This is a genomic window from Curtobacterium sp. WHRI 8282 (assembly GCF_040223925.2).
Taxonomy (GTDB): Bacteria; Actinomycetota; Actinomycetes; order Actinomycetales; family Microbacteriaceae; genus Curtobacterium; species Curtobacterium flaccumfaciens.
In genome coordinates this window covers 527,537-542,039 of the sequence record NZ_JBEHCD020000003.1, presented here as the reverse complement: position 1 = coordinate 542,039, position 14,503 = coordinate 527,537, and the positions used below count along the sequence as shown (strand labels likewise).

Annotated in this window: 14 protein-coding genes; 7 read left to right on the top strand and 7 right to left on the bottom strand. The window is 70.8% G+C overall.

Going from position 1 to position 14,503, the window contains the following annotated elements; translation table 11 throughout:
* The first annotated feature begins 34 nt into the window (after nt 1-34).
* Nucleotides 35-1,234, top strand: coding sequence for an amidohydrolase (locus ABRP24_RS13470; RefSeq protein WP_349847851.1), 1,200 nt, complete (start codon nt 35-37; stop codon nt 1,232-1,234).
* Between the two features lie 166 nt (nt 1,235-1,400).
* On the opposite strand, the gene ABRP24_RS13465 is transcribed toward ABRP24_RS13470, so the two are convergent.
* Both ABRP24_RS13465 and ABRP24_RS13460 read right to left on the bottom strand, forming a co-directional pair.
* A complete protein-coding gene (locus ABRP24_RS13465) occupies nt 1,401-2,291 on the bottom strand; it encodes an aminodeoxychorismate lyase (protein WP_027464735.1) in 891 nt (296 codons plus the stop codon).
* Nucleotides 2,292-2,359: 68 nt separating this feature from the next.
* Nucleotides 2,360-2,710, bottom strand: a complete 351-nt coding sequence (locus tag ABRP24_RS13460) for a tryptophan synthase subunit alpha (RefSeq protein WP_027464736.1) — start codon at nt 2,708-2,710, stop codon at nt 2,360-2,362.
* 64 nt (nt 2,711-2,774) lie between these two features.
* Here ABRP24_RS13460 and ABRP24_RS13455 point away from each other — a divergent pair, with 64 nt between their 5' ends.
* Entirely contained in the window at nt 2,775-3,293 is a 519-nt protein-coding gene (locus ABRP24_RS13455) for an 8-oxo-dGTP diphosphatase (RefSeq protein ID WP_349847850.1), read from the top strand.
* 3 nt (nt 3,294-3,296) lie between these two features.
* Here ABRP24_RS13455 and ABRP24_RS13450 read toward each other — a convergent pair whose 3' ends face one another.
* The 3 genes from ABRP24_RS13450 to ABRP24_RS13440 are packed head-to-tail and all read right to left on the bottom strand — an operon-like array spanning nt 3,297 to nt 6,820.
* Nucleotides 3,297-3,584, bottom strand: coding sequence for a hypothetical protein (locus ABRP24_RS13450; protein ID WP_027464737.1), 288 nt, complete (start codon nt 3,582-3,584; stop codon nt 3,297-3,299).
* A gap of 16 nt (nt 3,585-3,600) precedes the next feature.
* The gene (locus ABRP24_RS13445) at nt 3,601-5,079 is read right to left on the bottom strand and encodes an ABC transporter permease (RefSeq protein ID WP_349847849.1); all 1,479 of its coding nucleotides are present in this window, start codon (nt 5,077-5,079) and stop codon (nt 3,601-3,603) included.
* Nucleotides 5,080-5,131: 52 nt separating this feature from the next.
* Nucleotides 5,132-6,820 carry a sodium:proton antiporter gene (locus ABRP24_RS13440; RefSeq protein WP_111057467.1) on the bottom strand — a complete coding sequence of 563 codons (1,689 nt, stop codon included), beginning with the start codon at nt 6,818-6,820 and terminating at the stop codon, nt 5,132-5,134.
* Between the two features lie 115 nt (nt 6,821-6,935).
* Between ABRP24_RS13440 and ABRP24_RS13435 the strand changes: the two genes are divergently transcribed.
* From ABRP24_RS13435 to ABRP24_RS13425, 3 genes are all read left to right on the top strand, one after another.
* On the top strand, nt 6,936-8,192 hold the full coding sequence (locus tag ABRP24_RS13435; RefSeq protein ID WP_035807670.1) for an inorganic phosphate transporter: 1,257 nt from the start codon (nt 6,936-6,938) through the stop codon (nt 8,190-8,192).
* The gene (locus ABRP24_RS13430) at nt 8,192-8,488 is read left to right on the top strand and encodes a hypothetical protein (RefSeq protein ID WP_027464739.1); all 297 of its coding nucleotides are present in this window, start codon (nt 8,192-8,194) and stop codon (nt 8,486-8,488) included. Before ABRP24_RS13435 ends, ABRP24_RS13430 begins: the two co-directional genes overlap by 1 nt.
* Nucleotides 8,489-9,086: 598 nt before the next feature.
* Nucleotides 9,087-10,547, top strand: coding sequence for an aspartate ammonia-lyase (locus ABRP24_RS13425; protein WP_035807851.1), 1,461 nt, complete (start codon nt 9,087-9,089; stop codon nt 10,545-10,547).
* Nucleotides 10,548-10,606: 59 nt separating this feature from the next.
* On the opposite strand, the gene ABRP24_RS13420 is transcribed toward ABRP24_RS13425, so the two are convergent.
* Nucleotides 10,607-11,692 carry a YihY/virulence factor BrkB family protein gene (locus tag ABRP24_RS13420; protein WP_232749785.1) on the bottom strand — a complete coding sequence of 362 codons (1,086 nt, stop codon included), beginning with the start codon at nt 11,690-11,692 and terminating at the stop codon, nt 10,607-10,609.
* 187 nt (nt 11,693-11,879) lie between these two features.
* Entirely contained in the window at nt 11,880-13,199 is a 1,320-nt protein-coding gene (locus tag ABRP24_RS13415) for an MFS transporter (RefSeq protein ID WP_027464741.1), read from the bottom strand.
* Between the two features lie 69 nt (nt 13,200-13,268).
* On the opposite strand from ABRP24_RS13415, the gene ABRP24_RS13410 reads away from it, so the two are divergent.
* Both ABRP24_RS13410 and ABRP24_RS13405 read left to right on the top strand, forming a co-directional pair.
* The gene (locus ABRP24_RS13410; protein WP_173035534.1) at nt 13,269-13,640 is read left to right on the top strand and encodes an FKBP-type peptidyl-prolyl cis-trans isomerase; all 372 of its coding nucleotides are present in this window, start codon (nt 13,269-13,271) and stop codon (nt 13,638-13,640) included.
* The gene (locus tag ABRP24_RS13405; RefSeq protein WP_027464743.1) at nt 13,640-14,476 is read left to right on the top strand and encodes an aldo/keto reductase; all 837 of its coding nucleotides are present in this window, start codon (nt 13,640-13,642) and stop codon (nt 14,474-14,476) included. Before ABRP24_RS13410 ends, ABRP24_RS13405 begins: the two co-directional genes overlap by 1 nt.
* The last annotated feature ends 27 nt before the right edge of the window (nt 14,477-14,503 follow it).

The window sequence follows — 14,503 nt, the reverse complement described above, 5'->3', positions numbered from 1 at the left end:
TCGCCGCCGCCCGCCCCCGCGTACCGTTGGTGCCATGAGCAACTCCTTCGCGATCACCGGTGCCCACGTCGTCCCCGTCTCCGCCCCCGCCTTCGACGGCGGCGCGGTCGTCGTCGAGGACGGCCGGATCACCGCGATCGGTCCGGACGTCTCCCCGCCCGAGGGGATGACGGTCATCGACGCCGCGGGTTCGTGGCTCGTCCCCGGCTTCGTCGAGGCACACGGCCACGTCGGCATCCACGAGGAGGCCAACGGCGAGGCCGGCAACGACACGAACGAGATGACCGCGCCGAACATGGCCGGCGTCCGGGCGATCGACGCGATCGACATCGACGACGAGGGCTTCCGGGATGCGCTCGCCGGCGGCATCACGAGCATCGTCGTCAAGCCCGGCTCCGGCAACCCGATCGGCGGTCAGAGCGTCGCCATCAAGACCTGGGGCGGCCGCACGATCGACGAGCAGCTCATCTCCGACTCGGTGAGCGTGAAGAGCGCCCTGGGTGAGAACCCGAAGCGCGTCTACGGCGGCAAGGGCCAGACACCCTCGACCCGGCTCGGCGTCACGAAGATCATCCGAGACGCCTTCGTCGAGGCGCAGAACTACCGGGCCGCCCGTGACGCCGCCGCCACGAAGGACGAGCCGTTCGCCCGCGACCTGACGAAGGAGACGCTCGTCCGGGTGCTCGACGGCGAGCTCGTCTGGGACCAGCACACCCACCGCCACGACGACATCGCCACCGCGATCCGCCTGTCCGAGGAGTTCGGCTACCGGCTCGTCGTGAACCACGGCACCGAGGCGCACAAGATCGCCGACGTGCTGGCCGCCAAGGACATCCCGGTCATCTACGGCCCGCTGTTCACCAGCCGCTCGAAGGTCGAGCTCCGCGACCGCGGCATCCCGAACCTCGCCACGATCGCGGCGGCCGGGGTGCGGGTCGCCATCACGACGGACGCGCCGGTCGTGCCGATCAACATGCTCGTCGACCAGGCGACCGCCGCCGTCAAGGAGGGCCTGCCCGCCCAGACCGCACTCGAGGCGCTCACGACCAACCCGGCCGAGTTCCTCGGGTTCGGGGACCGCGTCGGTCGCCTGGCCGAGGGCTACGACGCCGACCTCGTGCTCTGGGACGGCGACCCGCTCGACGCGACCAGCCGCGCGACGCGCGTCTGGATCGACGGCAAGTCCGTCTTCACGTGGGCCGACGGAGCCGGCGTCACCACGCCGCGCTGGTAGCGAGCACGACACGGAACTGGAGGCGCGGTGCCAGCTGCACCGCGCCTCCAGTCCGTCGTGGACCCACGCCCATTTCGCGGTGCGCGACACCTCACGCGCGCGCCGCCCCGTGACGTGTCGCTCAGCGCGAAACGCCCGCGGCACACGCGCCGGGGGCGCCGCGTGCTCAGACCTCGCGCGCCAGCAGGAAGTCGTTGATGCGGGTCGTGAGCTCGGCGTCGATCGGCCGCGCGTCGCCGTTCACCGAACGGATCGGCGCAGCCTGCCGCACGCTCGACACGAGCCAGAGCGCGTCCGCCGCCGCCAGGTCGGCGAGCGTGACGAGTTCGTAGGCGGTCTCGATTCCCTCCTGCTCGGCGAAGCGGAACACGTCGGCCTGCGTCGTGCCGGCCAGGATCCCGATGTCGGTGCGGGGCGTGACGAGCCGGTCGCCGACCTTCATGATCAGGTTGGCGCGCGTGCCCTCGAGCACGTAGCCGTCGCTCGAGACGAACAGGGCGTCGTCGGCGCCGCGGCGGACGGCCTCGCGCAGGGCGGCCATGTTGACGCCGTACGACAGCGTCTTCGCGCCCTGCAGCAGCCACGGCGAGGTGCGCTCGACGTCGTGCCGGTACCCGCGGTCCAGGACGACGACGGAGATTCCCTCGGTGCGTGCGGCCGTGGAGTCGCCCGACGGCGCCGCGTAGACCCACCCGGTCGGGCGGTCGGTGCCCTCGACGCCGCGGGTCAGGACGGTCTTGGCGAAGGCCTCGCGCACCGGGTCGAGGCGGGCGCAGACGGCCTCGATGGCCTGGCGCCACGCCTCCGGGTCCGGGGCGGGCAGGTCGAGCATCGCGGCGGAGCGGCCGAAGCGGGCGAGGTGCGCCTCGAGGGCCTGGGGCCGACCGTCGATCACCGTGATCGTCTCGAACACGCCGTCGCCGCGCGTGACGCCGAGGTCCTGCACCTGCACGTGCTCCTCGAGCGGCTTCGCCCAGGTGAAGGCGTCGGCCGCGGGGTCGTGCGGCGCGGCGTCGCGGGAGGGCTGGTTGAGGACGGCGAGCACGGTTTCGGTCATGCGTCCATCCAACCCCACGCGGGTGCGTGCGTGCGCGGGGCCGGGGTGTGCATGCGCCGACGCGTGCGTCAGCCCGCTTCGGGCAGGGCGCCCAGCAGCTTCCACACGGCGGGCGTCAGCTCGGGGTGCTGCAGCGCGATCCGGCGCAGCCGGTGGTACTCCTCGCCCAGCCTGGTGCCCTGCCCGGACGCCGGGTGGCTCGACCACTGCGCATGCCGCTTGCCGATCGCCTCGTCCAGGTCGACGGCGTCCGCACGCAGGATCAGCACGACCTGCTCGTCGACGGTGGGGAGCGTCGGCATGAACTCCCACGGGTCCTCGCCCTGACGACTCCGGTGCTCGACGAGCATCGAGATCTCCTCGGCGGCCTCGGCGCGCAGCACTTCGAGGCTGCGCCCGGTCCTGCGGGGCTCAGCCATGGTGCCCCCGCAGCACGCCTGCCATGGGAAAAGCGTACGACACTCCATCGGTCACACTGGACGCGTGACCCTTCGCGACGAGAGCAAGTCCCAGCATCCCCGGGTGGTGGTCGTGTACCTGCTGCGCGACGGCGAGGCAGGCCCCGAGGTGCTGCTGGGGGAGAAGCGCCGTGGCCTCGGCACGGGCCGTCTGGTCGGCCCCGGCGGCAAGCGCGAGCCCGGCGAGTCGGCGGTCGAGACCGCCGTGCGCGAGGTGCGTGAGGAGGTCGGCCTGCGGCTCGATACGGTCGACCTGGAGGCCCGTGGCACGTTGGACTACCGGTTCCCGTACCGGCCGTCCTGGTCCCAGGTCTCGGACGTCTTCGTCTGCCGCCGCTGGCAGGGCGACCCGTCGGGCTCGGATGAACTGGAGCCGCGGTGGATCCCCGTCGACACCGTGCCCTACGACGCGATGTGGGACGACGCCCGCTACTGGCTGCCGGGGGTGCTCGCCGGGGGCAGCGTCCGCGCGCGGTTCACGTTCGCCGAGGACGACGCGACGGTCGCCGGGTTCACCGGGACGGGCGTCGGCGTGGGCGACTAGCGGCTAGCGCGGCTGCTGGGTGCGGGTGCTTCCGGTGCGCGCTTCCTCGGCGGCGGCCATGACGTCGGCGTCGCCGCTCCGGCCGCCCAGGGGCCGCACGAAGAAGTCGATGATGCCGACGACGATCGCGCCGATCATCGAGAACATCGCCCACCCGACGAACAGTCCGGCGGTACCGCGGCCGTCGGCGGGCGCGAGCAGGACGCTCGCGGCGTAGAAGCCGACCGTCAGCACGAGGAACACGACGACGACGGTGATGAGGACGCGGTGCCAGGTGATGCGCGGGTTCATCCGATCAGGATACGCGTCAGCGGTCGGCGTGCTTGCCGTGCTGCGCCGCCGCCGGTCGCGGTTCCTTCCGGTTCGCCGGGCGCTGCACGGCGATGCGTCCGGTCGGCGTCGCGTCCGGCTCGAGGCCGTCGCGACCGCCGGTGAAGACGTCACCGCCGGTGCGGTCGTCCTCCCAGTCGTCGTCCCGCAGCACGCTCAGGGTGCCGGTCTCGGTGGAGGTCAGGCCGTGGCGCTCGAGCTCGGCGTCGCGCTGGGTGCCGAGGAACTCGCGGTTGGCGGTGTTGGCGTCCTGGAACATCGTGGTCCGGCCGGTGACGATCGCCCGGATCCGTCGGCGCTCCCACCACTTCTTGCCGAAGTACATCAGCACCAGGCCGGCCGTGGCGTAGCAGGCCATCGTGATCAGGCCGCGAGCCGGGCCGGGGCCGACGCCGTAGACCTGGTGCTTGATCATGTCGACCATGCTCGAGCCGACGACGACGTTGTTCAGCCAGGCGAAGGGCTCGGGCATGAACCACTTCGGGTAGGCGCCGCCGGACGACGGCATGGACAGGAAGACGAAGCAGATCATCGCGGGTGCGGCGATGAACCGGCCGACGAAGTAGCTCAGGCCGTTCACCGCCAGGCCGATCGCCACGATCCAGCCCCAGGCGATGAGCACGAGCTGGATCCAGTGCCCGTGGATGGCGCCGAGCACGGGTCCGGCGAGCGTGTTCGTGATGAGCGAGATGACGAGGCCGCCGACGACGATGACCGTCATCCGGGTGCGGTGCCGGAGCGGGCCGCCCATGATGCCGATGAACATCGCGACCATGTAGCCGCCGATGCACCACGCGAGCATGACGTACATCGCGACGGTGCCGTACTCGTCCCACGCCGGCAGCGGTGCGAGCTCGGTGACCTTCGGGGTCGCCACGCCCAGGCCGGTCAGCACCGCGGTGAGGGTGGCCGGTACGAGGCTCGCGACCTGGAACTGGTGCGCGCTCGCCTTGAAGAACTCGTTCGCAGCGGGGTCGTACGCGACCGCCATCGAGCCACCCACCACGTCGCGCTTCGCCTGCGCGAGCGAGTCGTACGTGTGGAACACGAACTCGCCGGGCAACGCCTGCTGCACCGCCTGCACGAACGCCGGGTCGCTGCCGATCAGGGCGATCGGGACGTCGTGCGGGTGCGGGGCGTGGAACGCGAAGACGTAGCACAGGCAGAACCCGACGATGAAGAACAGCGGCATCCAGAGCTGCAGGCCGATCAGCTGCAGCGACGGGTGCAGGGTCGAGTACCACCGGCGGTAGGCGCCGTGCTGCTGGGGTGCGGGTACCGGAGCCTGTCGCCGGGGTCCCGAACGCGCGTGCCCGGCGACCTTGCCACCACGACGCGGCTTGGTCCCACGTGCGGAAGGCCGGGTCCCGCGCGGCTTCGGCGGTGTGGGACGGGAACCGCCGGGGCGCTCCGGTCCGTCGTCGTTCCTGGGGACGTCGTTCCGCGGCGTGCTCACTCGGCGCTCTGCTCCTGCTCTCGATCGGAGCGCCAGGATACGCCCGGGGTGCTCAGGAGCGACTGCGCGACGCCTGCGCCGAGTCCATCGCGAGCTCCTCGGCGTCGAGGGTCACGAGCACACGGCGCATGACCTCCTCGTCGAGGTTCCCCTTCTCCCGCTCCTCGAGCACGATCTCGCGGCGGCGGTCGAGGAGCTCGCGCCGGATGTCCTGGATCTGCGAGCCACGCAGGCGCAGTGCGACGTTCCGCCCCTCGTCCTCTTCTTCCTCGGCGTCCTGACGGAACGTCTCGGCCTGACGCTCGAGTCGCGCCTTCAGCCGGTTGACCACCGAGTCGACGGCCTCCGAGCCGTACTGCTTCGCCCACGCCGGGCGCCGCTTCTCGAGCAGCTCGATCGCGGCCTCGGTGGTGCGCTGGTTGAGTCGCATCTCGCTGCGCACGTCCTCCTCGCCCTCGGCGGGGTCCTGCACCTTGAGCGCGCGGATGACGAACGGCAGGGTGAGTCCCTGCAGCAGCAGGGTGCCGACGGTCACGAAGAAGGCGATGATGAAGATCGTGTCCTGCGCCGGGATCTGCGTCGGGCTCGCGACGACGGAGACCGCAGCCGCCAGGGTCACCACACCGCGCATACCTGTCCACGAGATGACGGTCAGCTCTCGCCAGTTGAGCTTCGGCTCCGCGGAACCGCGCATCCAGCGAAGCGAGGGATGCCCGCGGGACAGCTTGATCCGCAGCGGCCGGAGCCACTTCCCGTTGAAGCGGTTGCGCGCGTAGGACTCGAACACGAAGAGCGGCCGCACCAGGATCACGACGACGAGCACGACGGCCGCGGCGGTGAGGGTCTGCCCGAGACTCCGTTCGCTCTCGACCAGGTCCTGCACGACGGTGTTGAGCTGCAGGCCGATGAGCGCGAACACGAAGCCCTCGAGGATGACGTCGATGCTCGTCCAGAGCGGGCGCTCCTGCAGGCGGGTGGCGTAGCCCTCCTTCGGCGAGTTGTAGCCGATGTACAGGCCGGCCGTGACGACCGCGATGACCCCGGAGCCGGACAGGTCCTCGGCGAGGATGTAGGCGACGAACGGCAGCAGGATGCTCATGATCGTCTCGACCACGGGGTCGTTGATGCGCATCCGGATCCAGTGCACGACGACGCCGAGCACGATGCCGACGACCAGACCGACGCCGATCGCCAGGCCGAAGATGCCGAGGTCCTGCCAGACGGTCAGTGACGTGCCCGCGATGATGAGCGTGAACACCCGCACCAGGGTCAGCGAGGCCGCGTCGTTGATCAGGCTCTCGCCGGACAGCACGGTCATGACGCGGCGGGGGAGTCCGAGCTTCCGGCCGATCGCGGCGGCGGACACCGCGTCCGGTGGGGCGACGATCGCGCCGAGCAGGATCGCCGCCGGCAGCGTCATGTCCGGGATGAGCAGGTACGCCACCCCGCCGACGACCAGGGCGGTGACGATCACCAGGAAGATGCCGAGCCGTCGGATCTGCTTGATCGAGCCGCGGAAGCTCTGCCACGACACGTCGAGGGCCGCCGAGTAGAGCAGCGGCGGCAGGATCACCGTGAGGATGACCTCGGAGTCGATCTCCATCGGCGGCAGCCCGGGCAGGAACGAGGCGGCCAGGGCGACCGCCGTGACGAGCAACGGAGCGGGGAGCCCCTTGGCCCGGGCGAACCCCGTCACCGCGAGCGATCCGATCAGCAGGATGAGGAGCTCAGCGGTGTCCATGGACGCATTCTCCCATCGGCATGGTTCCGAAGCTGAACGAGTGTGAAGCTGCGGTGAACAACAGGTTGCCGATCAGGTTTGCTCGAAGGGCCGACGCCTGGGACACTTGCCCGCGGTGGACATCACACTCATAGTCGTCCTGGTCATCGCGTTGGCCCTCTTCTTCGACTTCACAAACGGTTTTCACGACACCGCCAACGCGATGGCGACCCCGATCGCGACCGGCGCCATGAAGCCCAAGGTGGCGGTCACCGTCGCTGCGGTGCTCAACCTGGTCGGTGCGTTCCTCAGCACCGCCGTGGCGACGTCGATCTCGCACGGGTTGATCAACGAGGGGCCCGGTGGCGTCGCCATCAGCCCGGAGATGATCTTCGCGGGCCTGATCGGGGCAGTCGTCTGGAACATGATCACGTGGCTCCGCGGGCTGCCGTCGTCGTCGTCGCACGCACTGTTCGGCGGGCTCATCGGTGCCGCGATCGTCGGTGCCGGGTTCCAGTCGGTCAACTACGTCGCGCTGCTGACGGTGGTGATCATCCCGGCGTTCGCCTCGCCCGTGATCGCCGCGCTCGTGTCGTTCCTGTCGACGCGCATCGCGTACCGGATCACGAAGCGTCCGGTGTTCCCGAACGAGCGCGGCGGGTTCCGCATCGGGCAGGTCTTCACCAGCTCGATGGTGTCACTGGCACACGGCACCAACGACGCGCAGAAGACGATGGGCGTCATCACGCTGACCCTCATCGCCTCGGGCGCGCAGTCGTCGAACCAGGGCGTGCAGTTCTGGGTCGTCGTCGCCTGTGCCCTCGCGATCGCCCTCGGTACCTACACCGGCGGTTGGCGCATCATCCGCACCCTCGGCTCGGGCATCACCGAGATCCGTGCGACGCAGGGCTTCGCCGCCGAGGCCTCGACCGCCGCGACGATCCTCGCCTCCAGCCACCTCGGCTTCGCGCTGTCGACCACGCAGGTGTCCTCGGGCTCCATCATCGGTGCCGGTCTCGGCCGTCGTGGCTCGAAGATCCAGTGGTCGACCGCCGGCAAGATCGTCATCGCCTGGTTCATCACCCTGCCCGCGGCTGCCGCGGTCGGTGCGGTCGCCTCGGGCATCGCCCGCCTCGGTGTCATCGGGCTGGTACTCGACGCCGTGATCGGTGCCGTCGTCATCCTCGGCCTGTACCTGTGGTCGCTCCGCAAGCCGCACGAGCAGGCCTCCGCGATCGAGGTCGACGTCGCCGCGAACGCGGTCCTGACCCGCAAGGAGCTCCGTGACATGCAGCGCAAGAAGCGTGCCGACGCGGTCGCCCAGCGTCGCGCCGAACTGAGCCGCGAGCGCACGCTCCGTCGCATGGCGGCCCGCAAGGGAGGCCGTCGCTGATGGGCATCGACTGGTTTGCATTCCTCACCGTGGCGCTCGTCGCCGTGGTCTCGTCGTGCTTCGTCGTCGCCGTGTACTCGGTCGGCCTCCGTCTCTGGAGCGCCGCCGACACCCGCGAAGGCAAGTTCACCGTGAAGGACGACGGCACGATCGGCCCGGCCACCGCCGGCTTCCCGAACCCGGCCGGAGCCTCGGCAGCGGCACGTGCGCTCCGTGCCGCGGCCATCGCGTGCTTCGTCGTGTGCGGCGCCGTCGTGCTCTACGGCATCTACCTCATCGTCCCGCAGTTCCACTGACGGGCCCGCTCACCGGGTGAGCAGAAGACGCCGGGTCGCCCTTCGCGACCCGGCGTCTTCTGCTCCCTCGTCGCGCGTGCGCTGCGTGCGCTGCGCGAGCGGACGAAATGCCCGCGTCTTCGCGCGCAGGAACCCCGCCATCTCGCCCGCTCGCGTCCGGGCGTGCCCGCGGGTCGGACGGGAGGCCCGTGGCGGCCTGGCACCGCGCCTCCGGGCCGTCGTGGGCGAGCGGGCGAAATGCCGGCGTGCGTTGCCGAGGCGACCGCGGCATTTCGCCCGCTCGCGCGGGCGGCGCGTTCTTGGTGAGCAGAAGGTGTCGGGTCGCCGTCTGGGACCCGACATCTTCTGCTCACGAAGTGCGAGCGAGGGCGTCCGGGCGTGCCCGCGGGTCGGACGGGAGGCCCGTGGCGGCCTGGCACCGCGCCTCCGGGCCGTCGCGTGGCGAGCGGGCGAAATGCCGGCGTGCGTTGCCGAGGCGACTACGCCATTTCGCCCGCTCGCGCAGGAACGCGCCGGTCCCACCAGCCCCGGCGCGTTCCCGGACCGGCCGGACGGACGGGACTAGCCTCGACGTGTGACCGGCAACGAGGAGGCACCTGTGACGACGACGACGCGGACCGAGAGCGACTCGCTGGGATCACGAGAGGTCCCGAACGACGCGTACTGGGGCGTCAACACGTTGCGGGCACTCGAGAACTTCCCGATCACCTCCGTCCCGATCGCCGTGTACCCGGACCTCATTGAGGCGCTCGTCACGGTGAAGCAGGCGGCGGCGCGGGCGAACCGGGCGATCGGTGTCCTCGACGAGGAGCGCGCCGATGCGATCGACCGCGCGGCGCAGGAGGTCCGCGACGGGGCGCTCCGCGAGCAGTTCGTCGTCGACGTCGTGCAGGGCGGCGCCGGGACGAGCACGAACATGAACACGAACGAGGTGCTCGCGAACCGGGCCCTCGAACTCCTCGGGCGGGAGCGGGGCGACTACGCGTACCTGCACCCGATCGACCACGTGAACCGCAGCCAGTCGACGAACGACACGTACCCGACGAGCATCAAGATCGCGATGATCTTCGGGGTCCGTCGTCTGATCGTGCAGCTCGAAGAACTGTCGGCGGCGTTCGCCGAACGGGGCCGCGCCTTCGCCGACGTGCTGAAGGTGGGCCGGACGCAGCTGCAGGACGCCGTGCCGATGACCCTCGGGCAGGAGTTCACCGGGTTCTCGCACACGATCCAGGAGGACGCGGACCTGCTCCGCAAGGTGATGCCGCTGCTCGCCGAGATGAACCTCGGCGCCACGGCGATCGGCACCGGGATCACCGCGGACCCGCTCTACCGCGACGAAGTCCGTCGACAGCTGCAGGAGGCGAGCGGCATCGACGTCGTCACCGCCCCCGACCTCATCGAGGCGACGAGTGACGCCGGTGCGTTCATGACCCTGTCCGGCACGGTGAAGCGCAGCGCCGCGAAGCTCTCGAAGATCTGCAACGACCTGCGGCTGCTGTCGTCCGGTCCGCAGGCGGGCCTCGGCGAGATCACGTTGCCCGCTCGCCAGGCCGGCTCGTCGATCATGCCGGGCAAGGTCAACCCGGTGATCCCCGAGGTCGTGAACCAGATCGCCTACGCGGTCGCCGGGGCCGACACCACCGTGACGATGGCGGCGGAGAGCGGGCAGCTGCAGCTCAACGCCTTCGAGCCGATCATCGCCCACTCGATCCTGCAGTCGCTGCAGTGGATGTCCCGCGGCTGCGCGACCCTGCGCGAGCACTGCGTCGTCGGCATCGAGGCGAACGAGGCGAAGCTCGCGGCCCAGGTCGACACGAACGTCGGCGTCGTCACCGCGCTCACGCCGTACATCGGGTACGCGGCGGCTGCGTCGATCGCGCACACGGCGCTGACCACCTCGACGCCGATCTCGACGCTCGTGGTGGCCGCGGGGCTGATGGAGGAGGACCAGGTCATGCGGGTGCTCAGCCCGGCACGGCTGTCGGGCATCGAGCTGGCGACGGGTGCGATCCCGATCATCACCGAGGAGATGCTGGACGCCGAGGCGCGCAAGCGCTGACGCGGGGCGTCCGCGCCGACAAGCACGCGCGCCCACGCACGCGCGCCCACACACACCCGTCAGGGCAGCGGCCGCTCGCCCACCCGCACCTGCTGCGCCATCGCCCGCAGGTGCTCCTCGCCCGGGGTCAGCTCGGCGTCCTCTTCCTCGGCCACCCGCGCTGCCTCGGCCCGCACGTGCTGCGCAGCCGCGATGTCCTGGTCCCGCCAGCGCGCGAGCGTGAAGTTCCGCGTGACGTCCCGCAGCGGCAGCCGGATCGACTCGTCCGCCTCGATGCCGGCGAGCAGCTGCCGCATGCGGATCACCTCGGAGTCGAGCTCCCCGCCGACCACGAGCACGAAGTTCGAGATGTACAGGTACACGAGCAGCAGGATCGCGCCACCGAGCCACCCGTAGGCGCGGTTGCCGCCGCCCAGGGTCTCCACGTAGAGCGCGAACCCCACCGTGGCGATGGCCCAGGTCACGATCGCGAACGCGGCACCGGCCGACACCCACCGCAGCTGCGGGGTCTTCACGTTCGGCGTCGCGTAGTAGAGCACCGCCACCATCACGACGAGGTCGGCCGCGAGCACCGGCCACTTGACCACGTTCCACACGTCGTCGACCCAGGGCGCCCACCCGAGCTGTCGGATGACGGCCTCGGAGATCGTCGGTGTGCCGAGCAGGATGACGATGGCGACGGCACCGCCGACCATGACGAGCAGCGTGACGAGGAGCATCATGCTGCGGAACTTCCAGATCCGCCGGCCCTCCTCGACCTCGTAAGCGGTGTTCATCGCCCGCCCGAACGCCGTCGCGTAGCCGGACAGTGACCAGAGCGTCAGCACGACGCCGATCGTGAACCCGAGCCACGGGTTGTCCAGGGTCAGCAGCTGCCGGAGCGGCCCCTCGAGGTGCTCGGCGGTCTCCGGCCGGACGATGAACCCGAGGACCTCGACGATGTCGGTCAGGCTGTCGCCCTTGCGGTCGACGATGGACAGCGCCGACACGACCGCCAGCGCGGTCGGGAACACCGTCAGCAGCGCGAAGAACGTCAGCGACGCGGCCGCGTCGACGACTCGGTGCCGGATGACCGAGTGGTAGGTGCGCCGGACGACGGCGCGGACTCCGGTCCGCTGGAGGTCGCGCGATGCGCTGTCCGGCATGTGTCGTACGGTACCCGACACGTGCGGTCCTGGAGGCCCGTGGCGGCGCCGCCACGGGCCTCCCGACTGCCTGTTGGTCGCGCTGGTGCGCCGGCAAGGCACCGGTGTTCACGCTCCGCACCGCGGAACGCGGGTGTTCCACGCGCGAACACCGGTGTTCTGCAGCCCCGACCGCGACCGCCCGCCGTCAGTTGGCGTGCGGGTGCAGGGCGTCGTAGCGGCGGAACGACGGGACCATCCGGAGGAGCAGCGCGACGAGGCCGATGATGAGCACGCCGCCGATGACCGGCGGGTACGCGATGCCGGCCGCGACGACCAGGCCGGCGTACAGGTCGCCGAGCCGCGGGCCCCCTGTGACGACGACGATGAAGATGCCCTGCAGCCGACCGCGCATGCCGTCCGGCGACGCCGCCTGCAGGATCGTGTTCCGGAACACCGAGCTGACGTTGTCCGCGCCGCCGGCCATCGCCAGGAACAGCGCCGCGAGCCCGAGGGCGGGCAGGATCTCGACGCCGAACGCCTCGCCCGAGCGGCCGCCGAGCACGTGCGCCAGCGCGATGACCACACCGAACGCCGCGATCGCCCCGCCGTACGCCGTGATGGCCCAGCCGACGGCCTCACCCTGGCGTCGGACGTGCCCGAGCGGCCCGGAGAACACGCTCGACAGCAGCGCCCCGATCGCGTACGCGGCGGTCAGGGTACCGACGGTGATCGACCCACCGCCGATGACGAGCGCGCCGATCGCGGGGAACAGCACACGCGGCTGCCCGAAGGTCATCGCGATGATGTCGAGCACGAACGTCATCGTGATGTTGCGCGACCGCCGCAGGAACTTCGCGCCCTCGATGAGCGAACCGAGCCCGGGCCGCAGTGCGTCGTGGTCGGCGGCCATCCGGGGCAGCGTGAACACCCCGAGGAACGCGAACGTGAACAGCACGACGTCGATCGTGTAGGTCGGCGCGAACCCGACGCTCGCGATGAGCACGCCGGCGATCGCCGGACCCACGGTGACCTGGAACCCGGACGCGATCCCGCCCAGGGCGCTCGCCGCCGGCAGCAGGTCGGTACCGACGAGCCGCGGGACGATGGCCGAGCGGGAGGCGTTGCTGACGGTGGCGGCCACGGCGTTGACCGTCGCGAGCAGGTAAAGCAGTGCGACGCTGTGCAGGTCGAGCCAGGCGTGCGTGGCGATCAGGGCGACGGCGACCCACGCGATGATCGACGACACGAGCGCGACGAGCCGTCGGTCGAAGGCGTCCGCGAGCATGCCGCCGTACAGGCCGGCGACGATCATCGGCACGAGCGCGATGACACCCACCAGGGCCACGGCGAAGGTCGATCGGGTGATCTCGTAGACCTCGAGCCCGACGGCGACGGTGGTCATCTGGGTGCCGATGCCGGCGATCGCGGTGCCGGCCCAGAGCCGGGCGAAGGCGGGGGAGCGACGGAGCGGGGTGAGGTCGGCGAGCAGGCGGCGGCGCGGCGGTGCGGGAGTCGATGGTGTCACGGTGGAACCATTCTGCGGGCTGGACGCTCGTTGCGCGTGCCCGGTGCGCGCTCTGGTTGACTGATCGGCATGACTGACCTGAACAGCAAGCCCGAGTTCGACGCCCCCGAGGGCCCCGCCCCCACCGAGCTCGTCATCACCGACATCGTCGAGGGCTCCGGCGAGGAAGCGTCCGCCGGCTCCACCGTCAAGGTCCACTACGCCGGGGTCGAGTACGAGACCGGCGAGGAGTTCGACAGCTCCTGGAACCGCGGCGAGCCCATCGACTTCCCGCTCGCGGCCCTGGTGCGCGGCTGGCAGGAGGGCATCCCCGGCATGAAGGTCGGCGGTCGCCGCAAGCTCGTCGTCCCGCCGGAGCTCGCCTACGGCCCCGCCGGTGGCGGCCACTTCCTGTCCGGCAAGACCCTCATCTTCGTGATCGACCTGCTCGGGGTCCGCTGATGCAGGTCGGTGCCCCGACGATCGAGCTGAACGACGGCCACCGGTTCCCGGAGCTCGGCCTCGGCACCTACGGCCTGAACGGCGACGAGGGCGCTGCGGCGGTCGGCACCGCGATCGCGAGCGGCTACCGGCTGCTCGACACGGCGCTGAACTACGGCAACGAGGACGCCGTCGGCAAGGCCGTCCGCGAGTCCGAGGTGGCGCGCGAGGACCTCGTGGTCACGTCGAAGCTGCCCGGTCGGCACCACGGCTACGACGAGGCGCACCGCTCGATCGACGAGACCCTCGGCAACCTGGGGCTCGACCACGTCGACCTGTACCTGATCCACTGGCCGAACCCGTCGGTGGACAAGTTCGTCGACACCTGGAAGGCGTTCGTCGACCTCCGCGACAGCGGCAAGGTCCGCTCGATCGGCGTCTCGAACTTCACGCCCGAGCACCTCCGCCGCATCGTCGACGCCACCGGGGTCGCCCCGGCCGTCAACCAGGTGGAGCTGCACCCGTACTTCCCCCAGGCGGAACTGCGGAAGGTGCACCAGGAGCTCGGCATCGTGACCGAGAGCTGGAGCCCGCTCGCGAAGCGGTCGGAACTGCTCACCGAGCAGCCGATCGTGGACGCCGCCGCGGCGCACGGTGTGGCCCCCGGCCAGGTCGTGCTGCGATGGCACGTCCAGCTCGGTGCCGTGCCGGTGCCGAAGTCGGGCGACGCCGCCCGCCAGAAGGAGAACCTCGACGTCTTCGGCTTCGAGCTGACCGACGACGAGGTGCAGGCGATCTCCGCGCTCGAGCGCGGTCGTCTGTGGGACGGCGACCCGGACACGCACGAAGAGATGTGACTCCGACGCGACCCTTCGGGGACAGCG